The 24,200-nt window shown below is 39.9% G+C and carries 25 protein-coding genes; 12 read left to right on the top strand and 13 right to left on the bottom strand.

All coding sequences use genetic code 11. The features are described from left to right. Positions 1-92: 92 nt before the first annotated feature. The 3 genes from AB669_RS01215 (at position 93) to AB669_RS01205 (ending at position 3,093) form a co-directional block, all read left to right on the top strand. On the top strand, positions 93-2,003 hold the full coding sequence (locus AB669_RS01215) for a beta-N-acetylhexosaminidase (protein ID WP_047797448.1): 1,911 nt from the start codon (positions 93-95) through the stop codon (positions 2,001-2,003). 61 nt (positions 2,004-2,064) lie between these two features. Beyond that, positions 2,065-2,685, top strand: a complete 621-nt coding sequence (locus tag AB669_RS01210; RefSeq protein ID WP_047797447.1) for a hypothetical protein — start codon at positions 2,065-2,067, stop codon at positions 2,683-2,685. A 30-nt stretch (positions 2,686-2,715) separates the two neighbouring features. Further along, a complete protein-coding gene (locus AB669_RS01205; RefSeq protein ID WP_047797446.1) occupies positions 2,716-3,093 on the top strand; it encodes a diacylglycerol kinase family protein in 378 nt (125 codons plus the stop codon). Here the strand turns inward: AB669_RS01205 and AB669_RS01200 are convergent. The 3 genes from AB669_RS01200 to AB669_RS01190 are packed head-to-tail and all read right to left on the bottom strand — an operon-like array spanning position 3,082 to position 4,786. Then, positions 3,082-3,651: a DUF922 domain-containing protein gene (locus tag AB669_RS01200; protein ID WP_197082299.1), complete on the bottom strand. Its 570-nt coding sequence runs from the start codon at positions 3,649-3,651 to the stop codon at positions 3,082-3,084. The two genes, AB669_RS01205 and AB669_RS01200, sit on opposite strands and share 12 nt — an antisense overlap. A 51-nt stretch (positions 3,652-3,702) precedes the next feature. After that, positions 3,703-4,302 carry a hypothetical protein gene (locus AB669_RS01195; RefSeq protein ID WP_047797444.1) on the bottom strand — a complete coding sequence of 200 codons (600 nt, stop codon included), beginning with the start codon at positions 4,300-4,302 and terminating at the stop codon, positions 3,703-3,705. Next, entirely contained in the window at positions 4,289-4,786 is a 498-nt protein-coding gene (locus AB669_RS01190; RefSeq protein WP_047797443.1) for an RNA polymerase sigma factor, read from the bottom strand. The genes AB669_RS01195 and AB669_RS01190 overlap by 14 nt, the downstream gene beginning before the upstream one ends. Positions 4,787-4,947: 161 nt before the next feature. On the opposite strand from AB669_RS01190, the gene AB669_RS01185 reads away from it, so the two are divergent. The 4 genes from AB669_RS01185 (at position 4,948) to AB669_RS01170 (ending at position 8,926) form a co-directional block, all read left to right on the top strand. Further along, on the top strand, positions 4,948-6,324 hold the full coding sequence (locus AB669_RS01185) for a dicarboxylate/amino acid:cation symporter (protein ID WP_047797442.1): 1,377 nt from the start codon (positions 4,948-4,950) through the stop codon (positions 6,322-6,324). A gap of 136 nt (positions 6,325-6,460) precedes the next feature. Then, positions 6,461-6,967 (top strand): hypothetical protein, encoded by a 507-nt coding sequence (locus tag AB669_RS01180; RefSeq protein ID WP_053058200.1) that lies wholly within the window; start codon positions 6,461-6,463, stop codon positions 6,965-6,967. 121 nt (positions 6,968-7,088) lie between these two features. Beyond that, positions 7,089-7,454, top strand: a complete 366-nt coding sequence (locus AB669_RS01175; protein ID WP_231582613.1) for a BlaI/MecI/CopY family transcriptional regulator — start codon at positions 7,089-7,091, stop codon at positions 7,452-7,454. Positions 7,455-7,459: 5 nt separating this feature from the next. Continuing rightward, positions 7,460-8,926, top strand: a complete 1,467-nt coding sequence (locus AB669_RS01170) for a M56 family metallopeptidase (protein WP_047797440.1) — start codon at positions 7,460-7,462, stop codon at positions 8,924-8,926. Positions 8,927-8,995: 69 nt separating this feature from the next. Here the strand turns inward: AB669_RS01170 and AB669_RS01165 are convergent, their stop codons facing one another. The 5 genes from AB669_RS01165 to AB669_RS01145 all read right to left on the bottom strand — a co-directional run bounded on the left by AB669_RS01165 (position 8,996) and on the right by AB669_RS01145 (position 15,097). Beyond that, positions 8,996-11,656: a carboxypeptidase-like regulatory domain-containing protein gene (locus AB669_RS01165; protein WP_082120552.1), complete on the bottom strand. Its 2,661-nt coding sequence runs from the start codon at positions 11,654-11,656 to the stop codon at positions 8,996-8,998. Further along, positions 11,653-12,612 (bottom strand): GLPGLI family protein, encoded by a 960-nt coding sequence (locus tag AB669_RS01160; protein WP_047797438.1) that lies wholly within the window; start codon positions 12,610-12,612, stop codon positions 11,653-11,655. The genes AB669_RS01165 and AB669_RS01160 overlap by 4 nt, the downstream gene beginning before the upstream one ends. Positions 12,613-12,807: 195 nt before the next feature. Next, complete coding sequence (locus AB669_RS01155) at positions 12,808-13,761, bottom strand: sterol desaturase family protein (RefSeq protein ID WP_047797437.1); 954 nt, start codon at positions 13,759-13,761, stop codon at positions 12,808-12,810. Between the two features lie 71 nt (positions 13,762-13,832). After that, a complete protein-coding gene (gene aroB / locus AB669_RS01150) occupies positions 13,833-14,891 on the bottom strand; it encodes a 3-dehydroquinate synthase (protein WP_047797436.1) in 1,059 nt (352 codons plus the stop codon). Then, a complete protein-coding gene (locus tag AB669_RS01145; RefSeq protein WP_047797435.1) occupies positions 14,891-15,097 on the bottom strand; it encodes an RNA-binding S4 domain-containing protein in 207 nt (68 codons plus the stop codon). The genes aroB and AB669_RS01145 overlap by 1 nt, the downstream gene beginning before the upstream one ends. Before the next feature lie 93 nt (positions 15,098-15,190). On the opposite strand from AB669_RS01145, the gene AB669_RS01140 reads away from it, so the two are divergent. Beyond that, a complete protein-coding gene (locus AB669_RS01140; RefSeq protein WP_047797434.1) occupies positions 15,191-16,378 on the top strand; it encodes a proline dehydrogenase family protein in 1,188 nt (395 codons plus the stop codon). Between the two features lie 105 nt (positions 16,379-16,483). Here AB669_RS01140 and AB669_RS01135 read toward each other — a convergent pair whose 3' ends face one another. The 3 genes from AB669_RS01135 to AB669_RS01125 form a co-directional block, all read right to left on the bottom strand. Then, the gene (locus AB669_RS01135) at positions 16,484-17,122 is read right to left on the bottom strand and encodes an HAD family phosphatase (RefSeq protein WP_047797433.1); all 639 of its coding nucleotides are present in this window, start codon (positions 17,120-17,122) and stop codon (positions 16,484-16,486) included. A 100-nt stretch (positions 17,123-17,222) separates the two neighbouring features. Then, the gene (locus AB669_RS01130; protein ID WP_047797432.1) at positions 17,223-17,711 is read right to left on the bottom strand and encodes a carbohydrate-binding protein; all 489 of its coding nucleotides are present in this window, start codon (positions 17,709-17,711) and stop codon (positions 17,223-17,225) included. Positions 17,712-17,772: 61 nt separating this feature from the next. Next, the gene (locus AB669_RS01125; protein WP_047797431.1) at positions 17,773-17,955 is read right to left on the bottom strand and encodes a hypothetical protein; all 183 of its coding nucleotides are present in this window, start codon (positions 17,953-17,955) and stop codon (positions 17,773-17,775) included. A 229-nt stretch (positions 17,956-18,184) separates the two neighbouring features. Here AB669_RS01125 and AB669_RS01120 point away from each other — a divergent pair, with 229 nt between their 5' ends. The 3 genes from AB669_RS01120 to AB669_RS21365 all read left to right on the top strand — a co-directional run bounded on the left by AB669_RS01120 (position 18,185) and on the right by AB669_RS21365 (position 19,524). Beyond that, a complete protein-coding gene (locus AB669_RS01120) occupies positions 18,185-18,406 on the top strand; it encodes a cold-shock protein (protein ID WP_047797430.1) in 222 nt (73 codons plus the stop codon). Beyond that, on the top strand, positions 18,403-18,600 hold the full coding sequence (locus AB669_RS01115) for a cold-shock protein (protein WP_047797429.1): 198 nt from the start codon (positions 18,403-18,405) through the stop codon (positions 18,598-18,600). The genes AB669_RS01120 and AB669_RS01115 overlap by 4 nt, the downstream gene beginning before the upstream one ends. A 150-nt stretch (positions 18,601-18,750) precedes the next feature. Further along, positions 18,751-19,524 carry an AraC family transcriptional regulator gene (locus AB669_RS21365; protein WP_053058199.1) on the top strand — a complete coding sequence of 258 codons (774 nt, stop codon included), beginning with the start codon at positions 18,751-18,753 and terminating at the stop codon, positions 19,522-19,524. A gap of 37 nt (positions 19,525-19,561) precedes the next feature. On the opposite strand, the gene AB669_RS01105 is transcribed toward AB669_RS21365, so the two are convergent. Then, complete coding sequence (locus AB669_RS01105; RefSeq protein WP_047797428.1) at positions 19,562-20,830, bottom strand: Hsp70 family protein; 1,269 nt, start codon at positions 20,828-20,830, stop codon at positions 19,562-19,564. A gap of 140 nt (positions 20,831-20,970) precedes the next feature. On the opposite strand from AB669_RS01105, the gene AB669_RS01100 reads away from it, so the two are divergent. After that, entirely contained in the window at positions 20,971-21,936 is a 966-nt protein-coding gene (locus AB669_RS01100) for a hypothetical protein (RefSeq protein WP_053058198.1), read from the top strand. A 4-nt stretch (positions 21,937-21,940) separates the two neighbouring features. On the opposite strand, the gene AB669_RS01095 is transcribed toward AB669_RS01100, so the two are convergent. Next, positions 21,941-24,037, bottom strand: coding sequence for an HRDC domain-containing protein (locus tag AB669_RS01095; protein ID WP_047797427.1), 2,097 nt, complete (start codon positions 24,035-24,037; stop codon positions 21,941-21,943). Between the last annotated feature and the right edge of the window lie 163 nt (positions 24,038-24,200).

The raw sequence follows: 24,200 nt of genomic DNA, 5'->3' as shown, positions 1-24,200 counted from the left end.
TGATAGGTTTTGTAACAAAAATGTGCTCTTTAATATCTTCACATATTCTATATCTTGGTTGTTTAAAACAAAACCTAATAATAAAACCAATCATGAACAAAGCATTATCGATTTTTATTGGAGTGTTAATCAGTACCAGTGCCTTTGCGCAGGGCGATCCCAATCTGGGGATTATTCCGGCACCAGTATCCATCACCCGGGCTAGCGGAAACTTTACATTAGATAAAACAACTGTTTTGGTTAATCAAAGTATTGATGGCACCAAAATGGCTGATTTACTAAACGCCTTTATCGTAACAAAAGCCGGTTTCGCACTCAGAGAGGCGAAGGTAACTGATCCTAGTCAGAAAACTATTGTATTGACCTCGTTTGGAGCCGATAAATTGCCTGCTGAAGGCTACACTATTAAAGTTACGGCAAATCAGTTTGTGATTACCGGTAAAGGCGCAGGACTTTTTTATGGCGTTCAGTCGGCTATGCAAATGATGCCTGATAAAGTAGCAGATAAAATTACCATACCTGCAGTAACCATTAATGATTATCCCCGTTTCGGCTACCGTGGAACCATGCTTGATGTTTGCCGCCATTTCTTCCCGATCTCTTTCATAAAAAAATATATCGACCAGCTGGCCTACTATAAAATTAATACCTTTCACTGGCACTTAACCGATGATCAGGGATGGCGTCTGGAAATAAAAAAATATCCAAAATTAACCACGGTTGGTTCCTCAAGAAATGGTTCAATTATTGGTAATTATCCGGGTAATGGAAATTACTTAAGAGAAGTTAAAGGTTTTTATACGCAGGAGCAGGCTAAAGAAATCGTTAAATATGCAGCAGACCGTTACATTACGGTTATCCCTGAAATTGAACTTCCGGGCCATGCATCGGCAGCCATTGCAGCCTACCCTGAATTGAGTTGTTTTCCTGATCGTGATACTTTTGTAAGCGATAAAACGCCATGGGCAGGCAGCAGAAAAGGTAAGCAGGTACAGCAAACCTGGGGTGTGTTCGATGATATCTTCGTGCCATCTGAAAATACCTTCACCATGTTAAACAATATTCTGGACGAAGTTATCGCTATTTTCCCTTCAAAATATATTCACATCGGTGGTGATGAGGCTCCGAAAACCTATTGGAAAGAATCACCTTTCTGCCAGGCTTTGATGAAAGAAAAAGGATTGAAAGACGAGCATGAACTACAAAGCTATTTCATTCAAACCATTGAGAAACATGTAAATGGAAAAGGACGATCCATTATCGGATGGGATGAGATTTTAGAGGGTGGTTTGGCACCGAATGCTACAGTAATGAGCTGGAGAGGTGAAGCCGGTGGTATTGCTGCAGCACAACAAAATCACGATGTAATCATGACACCAGGTTCAATGGGCTTGTATATCGATCATAAACAATCCAACTCTCCTGATGAACCTGTAACCATCGGTGGTTATGCACCTTACCAAAAGATTTATGCTTACGATCCGGTACCTCAGGTACTCACCCCCGATCAACGCAAATACATTAAAGGTGTGCAGGCCAATATGTGGACAGAATACATTAAAACCCCTGAGAAGGCAGAGAATCATGCTTTCCCACGCATACTGGCACTTGCTGAAATTGCCTGGAGCCCTGTAGAACGTAAAGACATTAAGAATTTCTCTGAAGAACGTTTGCCTGTACATCTGGCCCGTTTAGATAGAATGAATATTAATCTTTGGGTGCCAACACCAATCGGACAAAGCGACAAAACATTAAATGGTGGCGAGTTTACTATCGACCTGAAGGTACCAGTTAAAGGTGGAAAAATTTATTATTCTCTGGATGCTTCACGCCCTTCAGAAAACGCATTCCTCTACACAGCTCCTGTTAAAGTCAGCGTTCCTCAAGGAGAGAAAAGAGTGCTGAAAACCATTGTGATCGCACCAAGTGGAAGGAGAAGTGTAACAACTGAAACCATTCTGAATAACGGAGCAGCAGATGTTAAACCTGAAGCTAAGAAGTAAAATAAATTGCTTTAAATAGTTAAAATCATTATTTTGGGACAAACAAATACGCCCAAACAAAATGATCATTCCAAGAAATAAATTACAGCATCTTATGCTTATGGCAGGGATGCTGTTTTGTTTTGCATGTAACGAAGATAAACCAGCAGAAGTGAAAGCGGAAGTGCAAGTAGTACAAAAAAATCCCTTTAAGTTCTATAAAGATATTGAAGTAAAACCCGGACAAAATTTTGAGATTGTAAGCTGGGGCAAAGGGGTAGATTCTGTAGGTGGATACCAGATACTGATGTCGGATTCAATTAAAAACAACTACAAATCTGTGGCTGTGGAGCGAAAAGGGGTGATCAGTGATGCCTGGAATATGGATCTCGACAATGACGGGAACCCGGAGTTGTACATCCAGTTAATAAATAATGGAACGATGGCCGACCTTAACGTATTTGAATATGCAGGAGGGGGCTTCAACAAAATAAGTTTCCCTTCGCTGAGCTCGAGCCAGATAAAAGGATATAAAGGAAGCGATAATTTTTTTATTAAAAACGGCGATCTGTTCCGGTCGTTTCCGGTGAAGGATCCTGCAGATTCAACTAAAAGCATCATCAAAACTTACCAGTATAACCTGAGGGCTAATGGTTTTTCTGCCACTGAATTGAAAGACGATAGCGTAAAAGGTAAAAATTAAAATATCAGGACTAGTATTGAATGCACAGATATGGATCATAAAAATCAAAATTTCTCAGTTACCGATAGAATCAAAAGTTTTAAATACGCTTTCGGGGGCTTATGGTGTTTTATTAAAAACGACCATAATGGACGTGTACACCTCTTTGCTGCGCTATTGTCGATAGCCTTGTCCTGGTACCTCCACATCTCCGCACTGGAATGGATTGCTATCCTTCTGGTCATTATATTGGTTATCGCTGCTGAAATATTTAATTCCTCCATTGAAAAACTATCAGATGTAGTCTCTCCGGCATATCATCCTAAAATAAAGGTGGTTAAAGATCTGGCTGCTGCCGGTGTTTTGCTTATGGCTTTTCTGGCCATCGTTGTAGGAACGATTGTTTTTCTCCCTAAATTATTTTGCTGAATCGGCAAGGCTTGCCGCCCTTGATTCTTCAGTTTTATCCATAATAATCTGATTCCAGCGCGCCTGCATTTTATGATTACTCCCGTGCTCTGTTTCATCATCATAGTTGCGCTGCATCGTGTCGAAATAATTGCTGATTTCATTAGCAAGCTGAGAAATCTGAGCTTTGTAATTATTTACTGAATAGGTGCGGTTTTTAAGCACGCGTTCTGCCTCCATAAATAAGATATTCTGAATATCGGCATGTCCCTGCTCGTGGTGCAACAGATCAGCGCTTACCTGTGGATCTTTGATCTTATCCCACTTTACCCACGACCTTCCTTTATCCACACTCACTTCGTTTTTTAATTTAATGACTACCCTGTTTCGGTATACGGTAGATTCGTAGCTGTATTGCCAGGTCATGGAGGTAAGTGCGAAGAAAGGAGAACGGGCATCTGCTTTTCCCTTGAAATGAGTTTGCCAGTCTAGTTGAACGGGACCAGGGGTATCCTGTTTAAAACCAAACGTTAGTGGAATGATCAAACAAAAAAATAAAAGTGCAGTCAGCTTTTTCATCAGCATAAGGTTTCAGTATGTAGAAAAGCTAATGAAAAAACCGTGCCTAAATTACACGGGAGTGGAAATTTGATCGCTAAGCCGTTCAAACTTCTCAATAAGCAGTGCAATTCGTTCTTTCTCCCTTTTTATTACCGCTTTCCTTAAAATCGTTGAACAAAATAGAATCCATAGAAAGGTAAGTCCCACTGCAATTACTTTTTGAAATAAATTAAAGTACGCTAATATTTCGATGAAATAAAACATAAGGCCCAGCGAGAGTGCTACCGTATAAAACCAATACAAGGAATTATAAAGGCTGTAGCGATTCAGCTGGTATGTTTTCAAGTTATTCAGGTATTCATTGGGGTGAACGGTATAATCGTTCTTGGCTATCAGCCTGTGGTCACGGTAAAGAATCAGGGTATACACGCCAATGGCTATTAAGGTAATACTGATTCCTACGTGGGTAGTCCATGAGTCAAAGTGATAAAATGCCCACAATGCCGCAATCGCAATGAAGGATACCAGCATACCCAATAAGTTTAAGGTTGATTTAAACCTCAAACCATTCACTTCTTTTTTTGCCTGTTGCAGCATCTCATCAGCAGAAAACTTAACGTCTACCTCGTGCTTTTGCCACAACTCCTGTAATTGATCAAACGCTTGCATATTGGTTGTATAGTTCTGTTAATTTTTGTTTAATACGGTGAATTTTTACTCTAAGGTTGCCCTCGCTAATCCCCGAAATGTCGGCAATTTCGTGGTAGGGAAGTTCATCAAGAACCATGGTGATAATCAAACGGTCATTCTCCTCAAGCTTTGAAATGCATTTATAAAGTAGAGCCACCTGCTCATTTTTTTCTGAAAACTCTTCTATTTTGTTTTCAATGATATTGTCAGTCAGTTCATCTTTTGCCTGCCGTTTTTCCGATCGCAGATAAGTTAAACAGGTATTTACGGCAATTCTGTAGATCCAGGTAGAGATTAAAGATTTATTCCTAAACTTATCCAGATTCTGCCAAACCTTTAAAAAGGTTTCCTGTAACAGGTCGTTGGCAGCATCTGCATCGCCGGTGTATCCGTAGCACAGGTGAAAAATCTTCTTGGAATTAGAATCAAAAATCTGCTTAAATAACTTGTCTTTTTGCTCCATTTAGGTGGTTGTCGTTTTTTTTAGATAGAAGAGGCATCTCTTTGTTACAGAGAAACGGCAAATTAACATATTTTTTTCGGCCTGTTGACGATCAAAATTGCTTACCCCGCCTAAATATTGTAGTTTTACCAAATTAACGGAGCCACAAACTATTTTAATTCATGAAGAAAAACAAACTCACGCTTTTTATCTTTCTAGCGCTGATTGCTGGTATTGCATTGGGCTACATTCTAAATGTTAATTCTATTGATGTTTACAATCAAAATATTCTTAATGCAGATGCTAAAGTTAAAAGCATTGAAGTAAATATTGCCAAAACTACCGATACCACATCTGTGGTGTATTCCCAGCTTAAAGCAGAGCGAAAAGCCAATGCTAAAATCAAAAAAGAAAACGAGGATATCCGGGAAAAGAAGCTTGAATACTTTACGCTTTTGAGTGATATCTTCCTGCGTCTAATTAAAATGATTGTTGCGCCGCTCGTTTTTACAACCCTTGTAGTGGGTGTAGCAAAAGTTGGCGACATTAAAGCAGTAGGCCGTATAGGCGGTAAAACATTAGGATGGTTTATGGCCATGTCGCTCATGTCGCTGGTATTGGGGTTAATCCTGGTAAACCTTTTCGAACCGGGCAGGCACATGAAACTTACATTGCCCGATCAACTGGTTAATACAGGTATACAGAAAGCTGCCATGAGCGTGAAGGATTTCATTGCCCATGTATTTCCTAAAAGTATAGCTGAATCTATGGCTACCAATGAAATCCTGCAGATCGTAGTGTTCTCACTTTTCTTTGGTGTAGCTACCGCCGCAATAGGTGATCTTGGCCAGGTGGTCATCAAAGCTTTTGACGCCATTGCGCACGTAATTTTGAAGATGACGGGTTATGTGATGAACTTTGCACCATTGGCTGTTTTCGGTGCCATGACGGCAATTGTTGCCAAACAGGGTTTAAATGTGTTGAACACTTACGCCATCTTTATCGGTGAGTTTTATTTCGGCCTTGCCATTTTATGGTCGGTTTTGATTTTCTTAGGTTTCTTAATCCTGAAGAAACGCATTTTCCGTTTGGTGAGCGATATGAAAGAACCAGCCATACTGGCTTTTAGTACAGCCAGCAGCGAAGCGGCCTATCCGAAAACGATGATGCTTCTGGAGCGTTTTGGCTGTAAAGATAAAATTGTAAGTTTTGTACTCCCGTTAGGCTACTCTTTTAACCTCGACGGATCGATGATGTATATGACCTTTGCTTCTTTATTTATCGCACAGGCATATGGAATTCACCTGGGTTTTGAACAGCAAATTTCCATGCTGTTAATCTTGATGTTAACGAGTAAAGGAATTGCTGGTGTACCAAGAGCTTCTTTGGTGGTTATTGCTGGTACTATTGCCACTTTTAATATTCCTGAAGCAGGTTTAGCTTTGTTGATCGGTATAGATCCGTTATTGGATATGGGTCGTTCAGCTACAAATGTGGTAGGAAACAGCATTGCAACAGCGGTAGTAAGTAAGTGGGAGGGAGAACTTAAAGATGCGTAGTTTGCTTTCCAGGCAGGTGAATTATAGAAATATATGATTTTAGTATGTTTCGAAGCTCAAATAATTTTATCAGCTTTGCAGCATTAATTCACTTATTCAATAAATTACTCATTCACTCATTCAACAAACAATACCCGTGTCAAGTAGAGGAAAAAAAATATTCTTAGCCATTACCATCATCGTTCCGATGATTATTTACTGTTATATTTATTACAAGCCCATCATTCAGAATGCACCTTTTCGTAAAGACGATTTTGTATCGATGCAATTTAGGTATGGATTAAAAGATACTTTGGAAAATACGTATAACTCTGCTACGGGCGAATATCAGTATGTTAATAACAAAGATTCAGTCATCAGAAAAAAGGTTTTTTTAAAGGCTGATGATATTTTGTATATGCACAGAAAAGCCAATGAAATAGGGCTGTGGAATTTTCCTGATACTGTTGGTAAGAAGAGTGAAAAATCTAAAATGGTTCCTCGTTACGATATCACGTTCAACTATAAGAAAAAATCGAAACATGTGGTTATTTATGGTGATTTCGAAGGTAACCCAAAATTGCTTGATGCTGCGGTTGAGATGAGAAAGGTGGTTCAGGAAACATTGACCCTTGCAGAAAGGCGCTCAGCACCTCTTAAATAGACTTCAACGGGAATTAGATTCTCCTCTTTGATATACCGGCTTTAACATTTTTCTGGCTTCAGAATAAATGTTAGAGCCGTTCTTTTTTAGGGTTTTTTCGTATATTTACGATATATTCGTAATGATGGAAAAACTTACAATACAGGAAGAAGAAGCAATGCTGGCCGTTTGGCAGATTGGTAAAGGTTTTATTAAAGATTTTATGGATGCTATGCCAGAGCCAAAGCCACCCTACACTACGCTTGCCTCTACTGTTAAAAATCTTGAACGTAAAGGTTATCTGGTTAGTGAGCGTTTTGCCAATGCAAACCGGTACGGCGCTAAGGTAAAAGAGGCCGATTACAAGAAACGCTTTATGAGTGGTTTTGTAGATAACTATTTCAAAAGCTCCTATAAAGACCTCGTAGCATTTTTTGCGAAAGATAAAAAGATTAGTGCCGAAGAGCTAAAAGAGATCATCAACCTGATTGAGAATCCTGAAAAGTAAGTGTTATGCCACATTTATTTATCATTCTGCTTAAGATTAACCTGGTGCTGGTACTTTTTGCAACTGCCTACTACCTCGTATTAAGAAAACTAACCTTCTATGTCCTTAACCGGGCATTCCTCCTATTCGGTATCCTGTTTTCTACCTGCTATCCCTTTATTAACCTCACGGCGCTATTGAACGGGCAAAAAGGAATCCCTGAGTTTGTACCGGGATTAAACCAAAACGTCAGCGGACTTGTTCACATTACTCCGGTATCATTAATGTGGCAGCTAATCAGTCTAATTTTTTACTCAGGCGTGGTGTTTATGGGCATCAGGCTAGCCATTCAGTTTCTTTCTCTTTACAGGGTTCACCGGAAGTCCAGGCCAGCTATTGTAGAAAATAGCAAGGTACGTGTTTTGAAAGAGGAGCTGAGTCCTTTTTCTTTCTGGCAAACGATTTATATCAATCCTGATTTACATGCTGCAGACGAGCTGAATCATATCCTGGCTCACGAAAAAGTGCATGTAAAGGAGTGGCATACCATTGACATTATCCTTTCTGAAATAAGTGTGGTATTTTACTGGTTTAACCCAGGGGTGTGGTTAATGAAAAAGGCTGTCCGGGAGAATATTGAATTTATTACCGATGCGGAAATCATTAAAAAAGGAATCGATAAAAAAGCCTATCAGTACAGTTTATTAGGTGTAGGTGCATTGCAACATTCGGTAGCAATAGTTAATAACTTCAACCTTTCAGATCTCAGGAAACGAATTGTAATGATGAACTTAAAACGTTCATCGAATATAAACCTAACGCGTTACTTCCTCGCGCTGACCCTGTTGCTTTCCATAACTCTAGCTTTCACCGTTGATAAGAAAGATGTGGATAAAACCATTCTCCCGATTAGCCGGATGGTGAAACAAGTTTTGCCTGAAGTGGAAAAAACGGTTGTTATTAAACAGCCGGCCCGTATAAAGAAACAAATCCGTAAAAATGCTTCACCACATCATAAACAACCTATTGATTCTGTACAGAAGTTCAGTTTTGTCTTCAATACCAGCTTCGATACGGTTGATAGCAGTCGGCAGTCCATGGCGAATGAAATGCAAAAGCTGACAGGAAAAGCCATTAAATTTAAGATGAATTCTGTATCGAATGTAAGCGTACACCAGTTTGCCTTTAAAGATACCTTGAAGCTGGATCCCACGGTGATGACAATGGCTGTAAGCGATAAGCCAGGTGGAGCGCAAGGAGATAAAGCAACTAAACCGGTCAGGAAAATGATCTTTATCAAAACGATCAGTAAAACAAGTGATCGTGGGACAAGCAAGTTAGTCAAATCTGGTTCACCTGCTGAGATGGATTTCTATATCAATGGAAAAAAGGTTGAAAAGGAGGATGTGAAAGGTATCGATGTGAATCAGATTGCTGATATTCAGTTGTTAAAGAATAATACCAGTTCAATTTACATCAATACCAAACCATAATCAGCAAGGATCAAACAGCTTCCCAACAACGGCTATAATGCGTAATTGGGAAGGATCAATGTATTCCGCCTAAAAGTTAAACGTCGCTTTAAGCATTGCTACTCTCCCCGGAATCAGGTATGTTCCGGTAGTCAATGAGTTTGCCGAAAGGTAAATCGCATCGTATTGTTTGATGTTAGCCAGATTAGTCAGGCCAAACTCCAGATCCGTTTTTAGTTTGCTAAACCTGTATTTCACATTGACATCGGCGAATAAATAGTTCAGGTTTCTTTGGCTCGACTGATGTGTGAAAAGATGTTCCGCTGAAAGGTTCAGGTACACGTTGCTCATTAGCGTAACAGCAAGAGAGGACTGTTGCCTCAATTGCTGGAAATTCGTCGTAATGGCGTCTGGAATTTCTGCCCTGTTTTGGGTAACTGAATAACTGGCATTATACGACCAGTTCATAAAACCCGCTAATCTAGCTTCAAAACCAGCTTTATAGGCTACCGTATTAGACCGAAACGGAAGTCGTTCACCATTTTGCAACTGGTTATATCTGCTTTCTGAAATGCTAATCCCTGCGTTTGCAGTAGTTTTCAGGAGAAACAGGTACTTGCTCAAATTGGCATTGAAAGACAAGTTTTTGATGTGATTTTTAAATGGGAGCACAATACGCTGCTGGATATTATTGGTCAATGTGTAAGATGAGATGGTGTTGAGCTCCGTATCGCTATAATTCGCCCCGGCGTTAAAGAAAAACATCTGCATGGCTTTCCTGAAATTAAAAACCCCTCCAAGACTATGCGTTTTGGTTTCTGATATTGGCGCATTGTTCGCAAACAACGACCTGTAATTCTTCAGCACAGTGCCCCGGTAAATATCGTCGAGGCTACCGAGATCGTTTTTATAAAAGTAATTTGCTGTTATGTAGTTTTCAATTCCCGTTTGGTATTTCACATTTACAGATGGATTCACAAAAACTTTATTTAGTTTATTATCAAGCCCGTTTACCTGATCCCGATAAGCAATATGGTTATAGCTCATAGGTACACTCACACCGGCTTTTATTTTTTCATTTGTAAATTCATAGCTGGCATCAGCATAAATCCTTTGCTTAAACCAGTCCAAACTGTTGATAGCATTTTCCGAAGGCATGATGCTTTGATTATTTTGAATACGGTAAAGTTCAGTATCCAGGTTTTGCTGTTGAATATTAAAGCCGGTTTTATACGTTTGCGTAAAGCCCCCACTTACAAAAGCCAGCGAGGCATAATTGTTGAAATACCAGGTTGGTAATTTTATGTACTGCTTTAAACCCCGGTAAGGGTTTCCGCTATTTAAAATATCAGCATTTAAACCTGGACTAATATCAAGGGATTCAGACTGCGTGCTTCTGTTTAAATAAGAGTATAGATTAATCACTTGCGAAGATTTCAGCTTCTTTCTATAGTTGAGTTCATTTGATAGATCAAAGCCGTGCTGCCGAAGGGTTTGACTGGCCGCTATATTGTTGATTGAGAAATCCGAAACCGTTTTGAAAGGACTGTAATCAAGTACCAGGTTATTGTTTAGATAATCGGCGTCGGCATTTTTATTAAGATTGAAATGCGCCCGTAACCTTTGCGGGTTGATCTCATTATTCTGGAACTCGGAATAGCTGACGGTTTGACCGGCAAGATAAGTTTGGGAAAACTTGCTGTATTGCTGGCGGCGGTTGTCGTATATATAAGAAATATTGGCCCTCAATTGTAGATCCTGATTGAACTTATAAAGGTTGTTCAGGTTTAACAGTGCTGCCGTATTAACCAAATACCTGCTTTGGGGAAGTGAGGGTACGCCAGCTGCCCCGGTCGATAACAGTTTAGCAGGCTTGCTATTGTCGAGCCGCCTCGTATAGTCTTCCATATTATGCGAAGTTAAGTCGATACCCGGATCGTTGCCCGTGTTATTTGCCTTCACATTGTTGATGAATTTGAGTTTTTTGTTAAAAAGCATGGCCGTCAGATTTTCATCGAAGCGGTCGGGCGTACCAACTCCTGCAGTGGCATCACCCATCACCTTCATCTTGGCATCGTCTTTAATAACGAGGTTGAGTGCAACATCATCACTCATGTTATTTTTTCTCAGCATTTTGACCGGCTGATCATTCTGTATCACCTGTACTTTCTCTACAGCCCCATGCGGAACACTTTTCGTAGCAATGTTATATTTATCATCGAGCAGGTTATCCCCATCGACATATAGGTTGGAAATAGGCTTGCCATTATAGCTGATTTTACCATTTTCACTTATTTCTACCCCCGGCATCTTCTTGATAACGTCGCCGATGCTCCTGTCCTGTTGATCCGCAAAATCTGAAGTTCGGTAGTTTAGCGTATCACCATTTACTTTAAGCAAAGGGCTATTTCTTACAGTGACGGTTTCCAGGATGGTTTCGCTTCCCGATAAAGTGAAATCATATGCTTTGTCTAACTGGGTAACCGCTACCGATTGTTTCTGATATCCGATACTTGAGACTTCAATTTTGTAACCCTTAAGTTGTTCGTTTTTGAAGGGCAGACCGAACTCACCGTTTTTGTTAGTCCGCGTGAAAGCGATGATATTCCCTTCAATATCTTTGAGGTTAACATTTACTGATTCTATGCTGATACCCTTATGGTCTTTAACTGTTCCCCTGATCGGTTTCTGGGCAAACACAGTGGAAAACCCGATCATGAATAATCCTATTGCTGAGAGGAGCCTAGTCATTTTTTATCTGATAATTCGATCGGGTTATTGATTTCTTTTGTAGCTGAGGAACTCCTTCTCAACGGACCGGAAGCTGAATTGGATTTAAATGTTCCCTGAATTCCGTTTGCTGCCATTTGTGCCTGCATGAAGCCCTGAGGGTCCTGATCACGTGCGGCCTTTAATTTATCAAGCTCTTTTTTGGTGGTTTTTATGGCATCTGCCGGAAGTTTAATCTCATTACTTAGATAGGTCGTACTGGTTTCAATTCCTGCAATCTTAATGGTGCCTGCAGCGCCGTTTGCCGTGGTAAACTTTTGATCTCCATCATCTGCAAGCTGGGCATCGCTGGCTTTAACATTTTCCAGGCCTGCAAATTCGAATTTTACTTCATTCTTGTCGTCATAAGCATTGATGATTAAGCCAGGTAGCCCATTTAGTTTCCAGGGGCCGCTTTGAAAAGGTATTTCTGTAGCAAACCAGGCTATCCATTTTCTCCCTTTAAAATTTGCATTTGCTTTCTGGCAGGGGATGCCAGATATGCTCATGGTATCCCTTGATATCTTCCAGTCTATTACTGCTGCGGGTTCCTCAATCAGGTAATTGCTAAGCAGTTTTTCCTTACTGAACATTTTATGTTCGCTCGCGAAGAAGAACAGGTCGGCAGCCGTTATTGGCGATTTCATTTCGTTCTTGATTTCTATTTTCATATTGGAGCTGCCGGCCTGGTTTTTGAGTTGCTCCATGATCTGTGCCTTCGCTTTTATAGCCTGATTAAGCTTGTCGTAGCTGGTGTACACTGAAGCGTTTTTTCCAGTCACCAGCAACATATTCTCAATATGGGGTTTGTCACGCTGCGAAGTGTCCTGAATGTGTGTGAAGGTATACCTCACCCGAGCGAGTGCCTGATCAGGATTTTGAGCAAACGAAGCCAGAAAGCTAAACAGCCCAGCAGTAGTCATTAGAATACGTTTCATAAGATTTAATTTTTGATTACTATTTATTTATCGTAAATCTACGAAAAATTCGTAACAAAGTAAATGTTTTTGTATTGTATTTTATAGCTTAAAGGATGCCGTGGACATTAATAAGCAGGTTGGGAATTTAAAACCGGATTGGGGGTTTAAAAAATGATGTATAAAAAAAGGCCTGCAGATGCAGACCTTAATGTGTTATCCCGTAGAGCTTAATTCTCTTTTCTGCTCATAAATATTGGTTATCTTATTTTCTTTCTCAAGCGCTTCAGCTTCCCGCAATTCCTGCTGCATCACTTTGGCAATTTTAGTGCTGCCATCATGGCTCCAGCCCGGAGGGTTGAAGATGTATTTTACCTTATCAATAAATCTTGGTGCTTTCTTCACATCTGCACCTAGGGCAATAAATTCGTGGAAAATGATATTCATCGGTCCGGTATCTTTTGGTTGGGTGGTTAAGCCATATTTCACCTCATCTTCGGGTAACTCGGCCTGAAAGGTTCCAAACCACCTGTCCCACAAAATCAGCACCATTCCCATGTTTTTATCCAGGTACCGAATATTGCTGGCATGGTGAACGCGGTGGTGTGATGGTGTGACGAATATATACTCGTACCATTTTGGAAATTTGATATTGTACTGTGTGTGCACCAGGTTGCCGTAAATCTGCGTAACCAGATAGGCGAAAAGAATATCAACTGCTGTGAAACCCATAAATGCTAGTGGCAGGTAGAAGAATACACGGTATAGTGGCTCAAACACGGTAGAACGGAAACCCGTAGTTAGGTTAAAGTGCTCTGATGAGTGGTGCGTAACATGTGCTGCCCAAAAGAAACGCACATAATGTCCAACGGTATGTAAAAACCAGTATAAAAAGTCCTGCGCCAATATCAATACCAGCCAGTAAATCCAGATATTCTGGATCTGAAATAACCGGAACTGGTAGCAGTAGCTTAATAAAAAGAAAGTGCCGGTTTTGGTTGCCAGATTGATTCCAATGGCCGCCGTCATTAAATAAATGTTTGTCCAGGTATCGCGTTTGGTGTAAAGCTTCCTGTCGTGCAGGTAGCTGAAATACATTTCAACCAGGGTTAAAACGATTACAAAGCCAAATAATCCTACTACAGAGATATCACTTCCAGTAAATTTCATCTATATATAATTTAATGGTTTAAGGGGCATACCATCATGACTTTCAGGGATAAAAGCAAGCTGGTTTTTACCTATAAACTGTTATAATAATCCAAACTGCTTAAAATGTCTGCAGTACCTACACGACAGTTGAACGTGCATTTACCTGTTGTTTCTAAAAGGGAAAATAAGATGTTTCCATCTTCATTCTTTTTATCGCTTTTCATTAATTCAAGCAGGGATTCAAAGCTTTCCTTTTCAATATGATATTTTGGATACAGCGATAGAATATAATCGCTGATATCCTTTAATTCTTCTTTTGTAAGTGTGCTGTTTTTGATGGACAACGCTGCTTCGCAAATAAATCCTATGGCAATAGCCTCTCCGTGAGTTAAAGGACTTTCATCGTTTGCTAGTGAATAGCCTTCAACTGCATGTCCGATGGTATGACCAAAATTTAAAATCTTACGCAGATTTTTTTCATGCGGATCAATGGTGACCACTTCATTTTTAATTTCTACTGAACGGTAAATGTCTTCAGCCGACGGAGTCAGGTAACTGGTTGTTTTTAACTTTTCGTAATAAGGCTTATCGTAAATTAAACCATGCTTAATCATTTCAGCAAAACCAGATAAAAGTTCGCGTTCCGGCAATGTTTTCAGGAATTCAGTTTCGATAAACACCATTTGAGGTAGGGTAAACGTACCCACCATGTTTTTCACATTATCGATATCAATACCCGTTTTGCCACCAACTGATGCATCTACCTGCGAAAGTAAAGTAGTTGGTACGTTAATAAAGTCAATTCCACGCTTATAAGTTGAGGCAATAAATCCACCCATATCAGTAATTACACCACCACCAAGGTTAATCATCAGGCTTTTACGATCGGCTTCAAAATCGAGAAGTGTTTTCCAGATGCCAATACAGAAGTCAATATTTTTGTTTTCTTCTCCTGCCGAGGTTTCAATCAAATCGAAATCTGCGAAATCATCCATCAGCGATTGAAATACAGGTAAGCAGATTTCGCTGGTGTGTTCATCAGCAAGGAGAAATACTTTACTGTATTTGTTGCTGTTTAACAGGGTTTTTAAGGCATCTAAATTGCTTTCGAAATAAAGCGAATGGCCTGCGCTCGTTAAGGTTTGCATTATATTACTTCGATTTTATCTTGTTCAAAGGTGATGATGTCGCCAACCCTGACTTTGTAGCGTTTACGAAACTCTACTTCGCCATTGCATTTTACTGCGCCATCCATTACTGCAGCCTGGGCATCGCCACCTGTGCCAACCAAGCCGGTTGCCTTTAACAGTTGAATTAATGGAATAAATTCGCCCTCTAATTTGAATTGTATCATTATTGCTGCAAAAATACGATTATTTAGTTGTTTTTAATTTCTACAACCAATGCTTTTTATAATTTTGCATCCTGCTGACTTATTAAAACATAAATGATGGATTTATCCTCCAATAAACAACCAAACTTCGATAATACAGATGTGGCATTCCGCCAGAAAAGTAATGCTGAACTGAAAAAAGCCTACTGGCTTTTTAAAATGATCGGAAGCAATTTCTTAACTAAAGTTGGGCCTCCGATTACCAATTTCTTTTTAAACATCGGTTTACCCATTCAGGGTGCAATTAAAGCAACCATCTTTCAGCAGTTTTGCGGTGGCGAAACCATCAGGGAATGCGACAAGGCCATTGCCCAACTGGCAAAGGGCGGGGTAGGTACCATATTGGATTATTCTGTTGAAGGTGAAGAGGAAGAAGCAGTTTTTGATGAAACCTGTCAGGAAATTATTCGTACCATCCTCCGTGCCGACGGTGATGTAAATATCCCAATAACTGTTTTCAAGATTACTGGTATAGGACGTTTTGCCTTACTGGAAAAACTGGATGCCAAACAAGCTCTAAATGCAGGTGAACAAGCAGAATATGACAAAGTGAAGCTTCGTTGTGAAATGATCTGCAGAACGGCTTTTGACAAAGGCGTGCCGGTTATGATTGATGCAGAGGAAACCTGGATACAGGATACTATTGATGAGCTTGCTGTGGATATGATGCGTAAATTTAATCAGGAACGCATTATTGTGTATAATACCTACCAGATGTACCGCCATGATAAACTTGCTGATATGAAAGCTGATCACCTGATTGCAAAGGCTGCAGGTTTTATTTTAGGAGTTAAGATGGTTCGTGGCGCCTATATGGAAAAAGAGCGCAAACGTGCAGCTGAAATGGGTTATCCTTCACCAATTCAACCGGATAAGGAAGCTTCAGACCACGATTACAATGAATCACTGCGCTACTGTGTAGATCATATTGAAGAGATTGCTATCGTTTGTGGTACACACAATGAAGATAGCAGTCGTTTGCTTACCTATCTTTTAGATGAGAAAAAAATAGCTCATAACCATCCACATGTTTATTTTGCACAATTACTGGGGATGAGCGATAACCTGAGCTTCAACCTTGCCGATGCCACTTATAATGTTGCCAAATATGTTCCATACGGACCGATCAAAGCTGTAATGCCCTATCTGTTCCGAAGGGCACAGGAAAATACTTCAGTTGCCGGCCAAACTGGTCGTGAATTGGGGCTGATTGAGCGGGAGTTAAAACGAAGAAAACTCTAATTTCTTTGTCATTGCCGCAGATAGACAGTTCAAAAATTAATCAATCTGATTCTGTCAATCTGCGGCAAAAAAATATTGTCATTCTACTTCATCTGCTGACAGGCATTAATCTAAAATCCCGTTAGCTTTTAAAAGCGCTTCCAGCTTGGCAGGCTTTTCCGTCATTAGCAGGGTATTTAATCCTACTTTTTTTGCTCCCTCAATGTGTTGCGGACTATCATCAATAAACAACGTTTCAGCAGGATCCAGGTTATTCTCTTTTAAAACCTGCTCAAAAATATTGGTGTTGGGTTTACGCAGCTTCATTTGCTGAGAAAAGTAAGCCTTCTCAAAGTAATCATCGTAATTGTTTATTTCGAAAGTCGTTTTTAGATAATTTATGATCCAATTATAGTGTATTTCGTTATTGTTGCTCAGTAAAAAAGTACGGTATTTGTCTTTTACTTTCAGCAGCAATTCATGGTTTTCCTGTATGGTGCCAATCAGCAAACTGTTCCATGCATCGTCAATCTGCGCATCAGTTAGGTCAGGTTTATTGGCAGCCTGGCGAATGCCTTCCCTAAATTCTGCAGGAGATATCGTGCCGGTTTCAAAATCATCGAAAAGCTGATTATGTCCTTTATGGGCAAAGAAATTGTCTATATCTGTTATCCCCAGCTTTTCAAACGCAGCCTGTGTAATTCTGAAGTCGATATCGAAAATTACGTTACCGTAATCAAAAATGATGTTCTTAATGTTTTGCATAACCTGAAATTTGATGCAAAGATATTATCGGCTAACCATCTTCACGCATCATTTACATGATAAAATAAACAATTCCTAAACGGTACCGGGAATTCTTTATTTACTTACGCAAAATGCTTAAGGATTTGAGGATGATCCGGCTTCTGTCTACATCCGCTTTTACTTTAAAAATGAAGTAAAGAGCGTGGGGCTTAGCGTCTCTGATGAATTTAACAGGTATACCATCCTTGAATGTTGACTTACCTATAACCAAGCCTTTGAGCCCGTCAAGTCTGATCTCAACATTTCCGTTAACTCCGCTTTCCAGATTGGCAAATGCAAAGCCAACGCTTCCAATACGATTCAGGTCAATGTTTTTCAGTGCAATCCAGGCCGTCTCTTTCGCCATGATCAGCTTATTTCCCCCGAAAATGTTTTTCTTTTCGAATCCTTCAAAATCTGTAATATCATCAACTTCAATTTCAGTGTTTTTCTGGTATTGGAAATAACCTCCCTTATCTGCAGGATGTTCATTTGTGGAATAAAAGCTGCATAGAAATACAGCTGCAAGCCCAGTTAAAGCAGCAATAAATCTTTTGATCCTTTTCATGGTTGCTTTAAGCGATTTATTAGTCTAAATCTACTCATTTATCGTGAGTTTACGAAAGGATTTATTTTATCACCAGAATCGTACCGTCGCCTTTTAACTTATAGTAAAACTGTTTTTCTTCTCTCTTCTGTAAAACTTCGATTGCTGAAACTTCACCTTTCTTTCCGGTGTCGTCAGCAATTTTATCACCTTTCTTCACTTCTTCCAGTTCCTGGGTACTGGTTTTTTTGGTTAGCTTTTTCATATTGAGGATAGATTAGTAATATCTTAACAATATATCACCGTGTAGGTTTTAAGTATTAAGCACTTAGTGTGAATGGCAAAATTTAATAGCCACCATTTGATCTGCCATATTTCGTTAAGAATGATCAGGATCAAAGTGCCCGCACCGGGCGATCTGGTGTAAAATATCAGCATATCTATTAATTACAGACTAAAATCTATTTGTTGGCAAAACTTTTTAAATCTTTTTTATGTTTATCCATCAAAAAATTAAATTAATGCAGGGTGTAGTTAAGTTTTACAATGAGTCTAAGGGATTTGGATTCATTACCTCAAGTGACGGTCAGGAAATATTTGTTCATGTGACCGGGCTTGTTGATAAGATCAATCAAAATGATCACGTTTCTTTCGAAATTGTACAGGGCAAAAAGGGCCCGAATGCTGTTAATGTAAAACTAACCAGCGCATCATGAGATTGGGAACAGTAAAGTCTTATGATCCGCAATCAGGTCACGGACACATTACGCCTTCAGATGGCGGAAGAGAACTAAATGTTTTTGCACACGGCGTGCTGGATGAAATTCATCCGAATAGTATTGTTCAGTTTGATATTGAATTTACTAAACAGGGAGTTGAAGCTGTTCAGGTAAAATTGCTTTCCTCTTAATCGCATTAAATCTTTATAGAAATAGCCTCCAATTTGTTAATTTTGGAGGTTTTTTTATGGGTTCAGTATTATGTTCAAAATAATTTAAATTCCGTATGGTATTTTTTTGATTTTGAACGGATATAATAGTGAATCAAAATAGTTTGTCTAATGATACAGTTGGAGCCTATAAGCGGGATTTTTAAAAGAGATCGGGCGTTGCAAGCCGTATTTCCCATGCGGGTGTTGATTATAAAGGAAGGAGAAGGCTTTCTTTGTATGAATTCGGGAGATTATCAGCTTAAGGATGGACGGATTTTTTTTATACCTGAAGAGGGATTAGTACGTCTTGAAGGCCGTATTACATCGGGCTATTGGTTAAATTTCAGTAGTTTGTTATATTCTGAATTCCTGCTTCAGCATTTGGACCCCCTTGCAAAAAACTTATTTCTCAATTTATCCTTCCGCGATCTGGAAAAAGAATCGAAACAGACCTACAGCTTAATCGAACAACTCAAAAGAGACATCAAGGCAAAAAAAGACCTTTCTTTTTTAATGCAGTATATTTCGCTTTTTTTAGGCTTCACAGCTGGTTTGGATGGCTACCTGGCAGCGTGGACACTCGATGAGCTCGACCAGGTATTGCGTTTCCGCGCCATTCTGGAGCAATTTTTCAAAAGTGAACGATCTATTAACTTTTATGCAGAAGGAATGGGAGGAAGTCCGAAAAAATTAAATTCCTTTCTCCATAAGGTACTCGGAAAAAGCTTTTCGATGCTCATTAAAGAACGAATCATGAGAGAGGCTGAAGAACTGCTGATCCACAGTGATCATAGCGTTGATGAGATTGCTTCTTCTTTAGGTTTTGAAAGTGCAGCAAATTTTTGTTCTACTTTTAAGCGTCACCGCGGTATTACCGTTAATCAATTCACACATTTGGGTTAAAGTTAAAATCAAATATCGGGTATAAACTATAGCGGCGTTATTCTTCGAACAAATACCCGCTATATGCAAGTCCCTTAGCTACACTCTTGAAATTATCGCCCGAGTTTAAAGGAATATGGGGGAACTTCGATTTGAAAAGATCCTGAATGGCAGCAACCATCGATGTCCCTCCTGTCAAAAACAAACAATCGATTTCATCAGGTTGAACGTGATAGGTTTCCATGAAATGATTGAGGTAGTTTTCAATCCTGTTCACGTCCTTTTCTATGATGCTGTTGTACCGGGCCAAACTGATGTCTTCATCAATGTCTATACCCATGTTCGCATAATTGAAATTAGATACAGTTTGTTCGGAAAGTTCTATTTTTGTTTTTTCAATCGACCGGAAGAGCGAATAACCCAGATTGTTTTCAATCAGTGTGATTAAGTTTTTAAATTTAGGATCGTTACCCGAATAATAATAATAATCGTCAATCTCCCTTTTAATTTTCAACCCATTAAAAAAGTTCATCTTATCCCACGTACAGATATTGGCGAATAAAGATTTAGGAACGGTTAATACTTTGCCTTTTGTGGCTTCGTAGGTAGTGTTTTTGCCAAAATATGGCGTTCCCTTTTCCCACATAAAGGCCGAGTCCAGACTATCACCACCAATATAGATACCCCCTGAGGCAATCATATCGTTTTTACGGTCTTTGCTTCCAACCTTATCCGGATCAAGAATCAGGTAAGTAAAGTCGGTGGTTCCTCCACCTAAATCGGCTACCAGTACGCGTTCTTTTTTAGTAATGGTTTGCTCATAGGCGAAAGCAGCACCAATAGGTTCAAACTGAAAACGTACGTCGGTAAAGCCTGTATTCTCTGCGGCCTTTTTCAGGCGGCTTTGTGCTAAAGTATCCTTTTGTGTATTGTCGTCATCAAAGAAAACCGGTCGTCCAATTACAGCTTTTGTACAGTTTACGCCCGTAATCTCGTCGGCTTTGCGTTTTAAGTCTGTTAAAATTAAAGTAACCAGATCTGCTGCCGTATAGCGTTTATTGTGAATGCGCGTTTCAGTGAATGTGGTGCGGGATAAAATTTGTTTAATGGATTTAATGAACCGGCCCTTCATACCATCGTTTAAATATGCTTCAATCGCTTTTTCTCCCACAATATGGCTTTCTCCATCAACAAAGCTTTTGCTTTCGGTAAAATAAATCAGCGAGGGAATAGAAATGGTGTCTATAATTTCCTTCTTTTCTTCATCATAGATAGAAAGTGCTGAGTTGGTGGTACCAAAATCGATTCCGTATAAAAATTTGCTCATGTGTTGGGAGATTAGCGCTTAAAAATCGGGGGTTACGAAAGTATTAAAAAAAGCAGTTAAAGCATAATTAATTTTCGAAACTTATTATTTGTTAAAACGTTAACTTGTTATCTTTATACCATAAGCCAGCCTGTTCCCAATTGAAAAAAAAATTATTCCTGCCAGTTATCGTGTTGATCCAGATGCTGTTGTTAACAGATCGTTCAGCCGCACAAAATCACGCCGATACGGTTAAAACCGGAATCTATGTCACCAGCATTCATGATATCAATTTTAAGGATAAAGAATATACAGTAAACTTTTGGCTGTGGCTTAAATATAAAAATAAAGATTTCAATTTCGTTGAGAATCTGGAGATTCCCCAGGCTAAAACGGTTGATAAATCTTTCTCCACCATTGATACCAGTGGCAATGAAGTTTATCTCCTTATGAAGTTGCAGTGTGTAATGAAAGATTCCTGGGCGATTGATAATTTTCCTTTTGATCATCAAACATTGCGGCTATCCCTTGAAAACTCACAGTTTGATTCTAAGTCGCTTATTTTTGTTCCCGATACGATGGGTAAGCAGTTTGATCCGCGTTTCGCCCTTCGGGGATGGAATATAGATAGTTTAAAAACCTCGTCGGGTATCAAAATCTACGAAACGGCATTCGGAGATCCAGCTATTAAAATCCCACAAACTCAATACAGCAGCTATAAAGTCAAAATAGGTATTAGCAGAGATGCCATAGGCTTGTTCTGGAAAATGTTTCTGGGGATGTACGTGGCCTTCCTGATCGCCTACATGTGTTTTTATATCCATGCCGACAGCATTGATTCCCGTTTCGGACTGAGCGTTGGTGCGCTGTTTGCCGTTATCGGAAACAAGTACATTATTGATGGCTCGCTTCCCGAATCAACCACTTTTACGCTGGTGGATACACTACATGGCCTTACCCTGAGTTTCATACTGATTATCATCATTTCTACAGCCTATTCGCTAAAAATGATCAAACGCGAAAAGGTTGAAAAGGCCGCACGCTTCGATCGTGTCTTTGCATTTGTATTGCTGGCCGTTTATATCGTTTTAAATTTGTTCTTTATCATGGAAGCCCTTCATCCTTAAGTTTTTAAAACAATTCACTGGTGCCCAGGTGTGCATTTATAATCCTGGTAATGGCTTGTCCTAATTCTTTAGCATTGCCAAAGCCCACACTTTTAATCGCGGCAAGCTGATCGGCGGTTCTGGGCAGGCGCTCAGCAATGGCCAGCAAAGCCAGGTCTGACAGTACTGAATAATCCTGAACGCCACGTTGCAACGCCACTGTTTTTCTCCATTCTGATAAATTTTTGTACACCTGCGGATTGGAAATTTCTTTTGGTTTAAATGCCGGTTTCGGCACACTGCTTCCAGCAGGTTTTTTATTACTTGTTGCGTGGAAAGTGCTGATGTAATCATTTACGGAAAAAGGTATCCATGAAATCTTGAAGAGCGCCAGCTTAACCTTCAGCACATCCAGACAGTCGTTAAGTTTATTCAGCAATTTCTCTGAATGGGTGTCGCTGTAAAATTTAATAGCAACTATCTTATTGAGCAGCGTTATGGCATGTTCCAGTTTGGGAATGAAATAGACTGAAGCTTTTTGTAAACGTTCCATGAATGCATTTTCATTTGCGGGGTTGCTCGCTGTTAATATCTTTGAAAACTCCTGAGCCAGGAATTTATGTGCAATTTTGATCACTTCATTTTCCAGAATCTGGTTTCCCTCATCAAACAAAGTTACGAAAGCCTGTTTTTCATCTTTATCGATCAGTTTGGAATTCCCCAGCCTGGCCCAGTCTTTTGCCAGCAATGAAAAATCAAGTAACTCACGAATGAGGCCCCAGGCATATTCCTGACTATATTTCTCCAGTAAAATACGATCTGGTTTCTGCTGATGTGCAGTAGAGGTAAAACGGGTTACTTTCTCATCGGTCAGGATGTTTTCATTCTTTACCGGCGATTTTAGGATCAGTCCTTCCAGGCTACGGCAGCGACTGAGTGCCACATAAGCCTGCCCATGGGTAAAGGCTCCGCTTACATCTACAATTGCCTTGTCAAAAGTCAATCCCTGACTCTTGTGCACAGTAATTGCCCAGGCAAGTTTGAACGGGTATTGTGAAAAAGATCCGGTACTGGTTTCGTCTATTTTGTTTTCCTGACTACTCAGGCTGTATTTCACATTCTGCCAGATTTCACGTTCCACTTCAATTTCATGTCCATCGGCAATAAAAACTACTTTTATGGTGTCGGTACTAATTCCGGTAATCCTCGCGGCCTTGCCATTGTAATATTGTTTTTTGCCCGATGAATCATTTTTAATGAAGATTACCTGGGCTCCTTTTTTAAGCTTCAGTTTCTCATCGGTAGGGTAGGCATCCTTAGGAAAATCTCCGATTATCTGTGCATCGAACTCAAAAGTATCACCTTCCAGTTTCTCCAGGCAATTTTGATTAATCTCTGAAACCAGCTGATTATGTGTAGTTAGGGTGATGTAGTCGTCTTTCCATTCCTGGTCCAGTGATGGATCGTAGCGCTGGTTTAAGGCATCCAGTAAATCAGCGCTCAGGTGGTTCTCGCGCATGCCATTTAAGATGTTCAGGAAAACCGGGTCCGACTGACGGTAAACCTTTTCAAGGGTAAAAGTTACCACAGGCATTGATCGAAAAATCAGGCTGTCGAAAAAGTACGGACTGTTATAATATGCACCCAGAATGTGCCATGCGTCATGGAATATTGGCGACAACTGGTATAAGTCGCCGATCATCAATACCTGTACACCACCAAATGCCCTGTTCGAGCCTTTGACCCGTCTAAGTGTACGATCGATAAAGTCGATGATGTCAACCCGCACCATACTGATCTCATCAATAACGAGCAGCTCCAGGCACCTGAGCAGGCGTTGCTTTTCATCGGAATACCTCATTTGGTTACCATCCTGCTCATCGGCGTTGGGCACCAGCGGACCAAAAGGGATTTGAAAGAATGAATGGAGCGTAACGCCACCAGCATTTATAGCCGCAACAGCAGTAGGCGCAACTACAGCAAAGTTCTTGTTAGTGGTTTCCCTTATTTTGCGAAGCAGAGTTGTTTTTCCAGTACCCGCTTTCCCGGTCAGAAAAATGGGTTGGTTGGTATTGTCTAAGAAATCAAAAAGTAGCTGGTGTTCCGAATCAGGGCTATTCATATTAAGGCAAAAATAACCATTTGACTATTGTTAATGCGCCAATATTAGTTTGTTTTATCCACATTATACTCAAGGTTTTCATACACCTTAACCAAAATGTTATGTTATTTTCCCGATTAAAATTTTACTTTTAAAGCTTTAATTCATATCACTAAATCGATTA

Origin of the sequence: Pedobacter sp. BMA (assembly GCF_001027745.1) — a bacterium.
Classification (GTDB): domain Bacteria; phylum Bacteroidota; class Bacteroidia; order Sphingobacteriales; family Sphingobacteriaceae; genus Pedobacter.
Note: the sequence above shows the minus strand (reverse complement) of the source record. Positions and strands in the feature narration are given on the sequence as shown.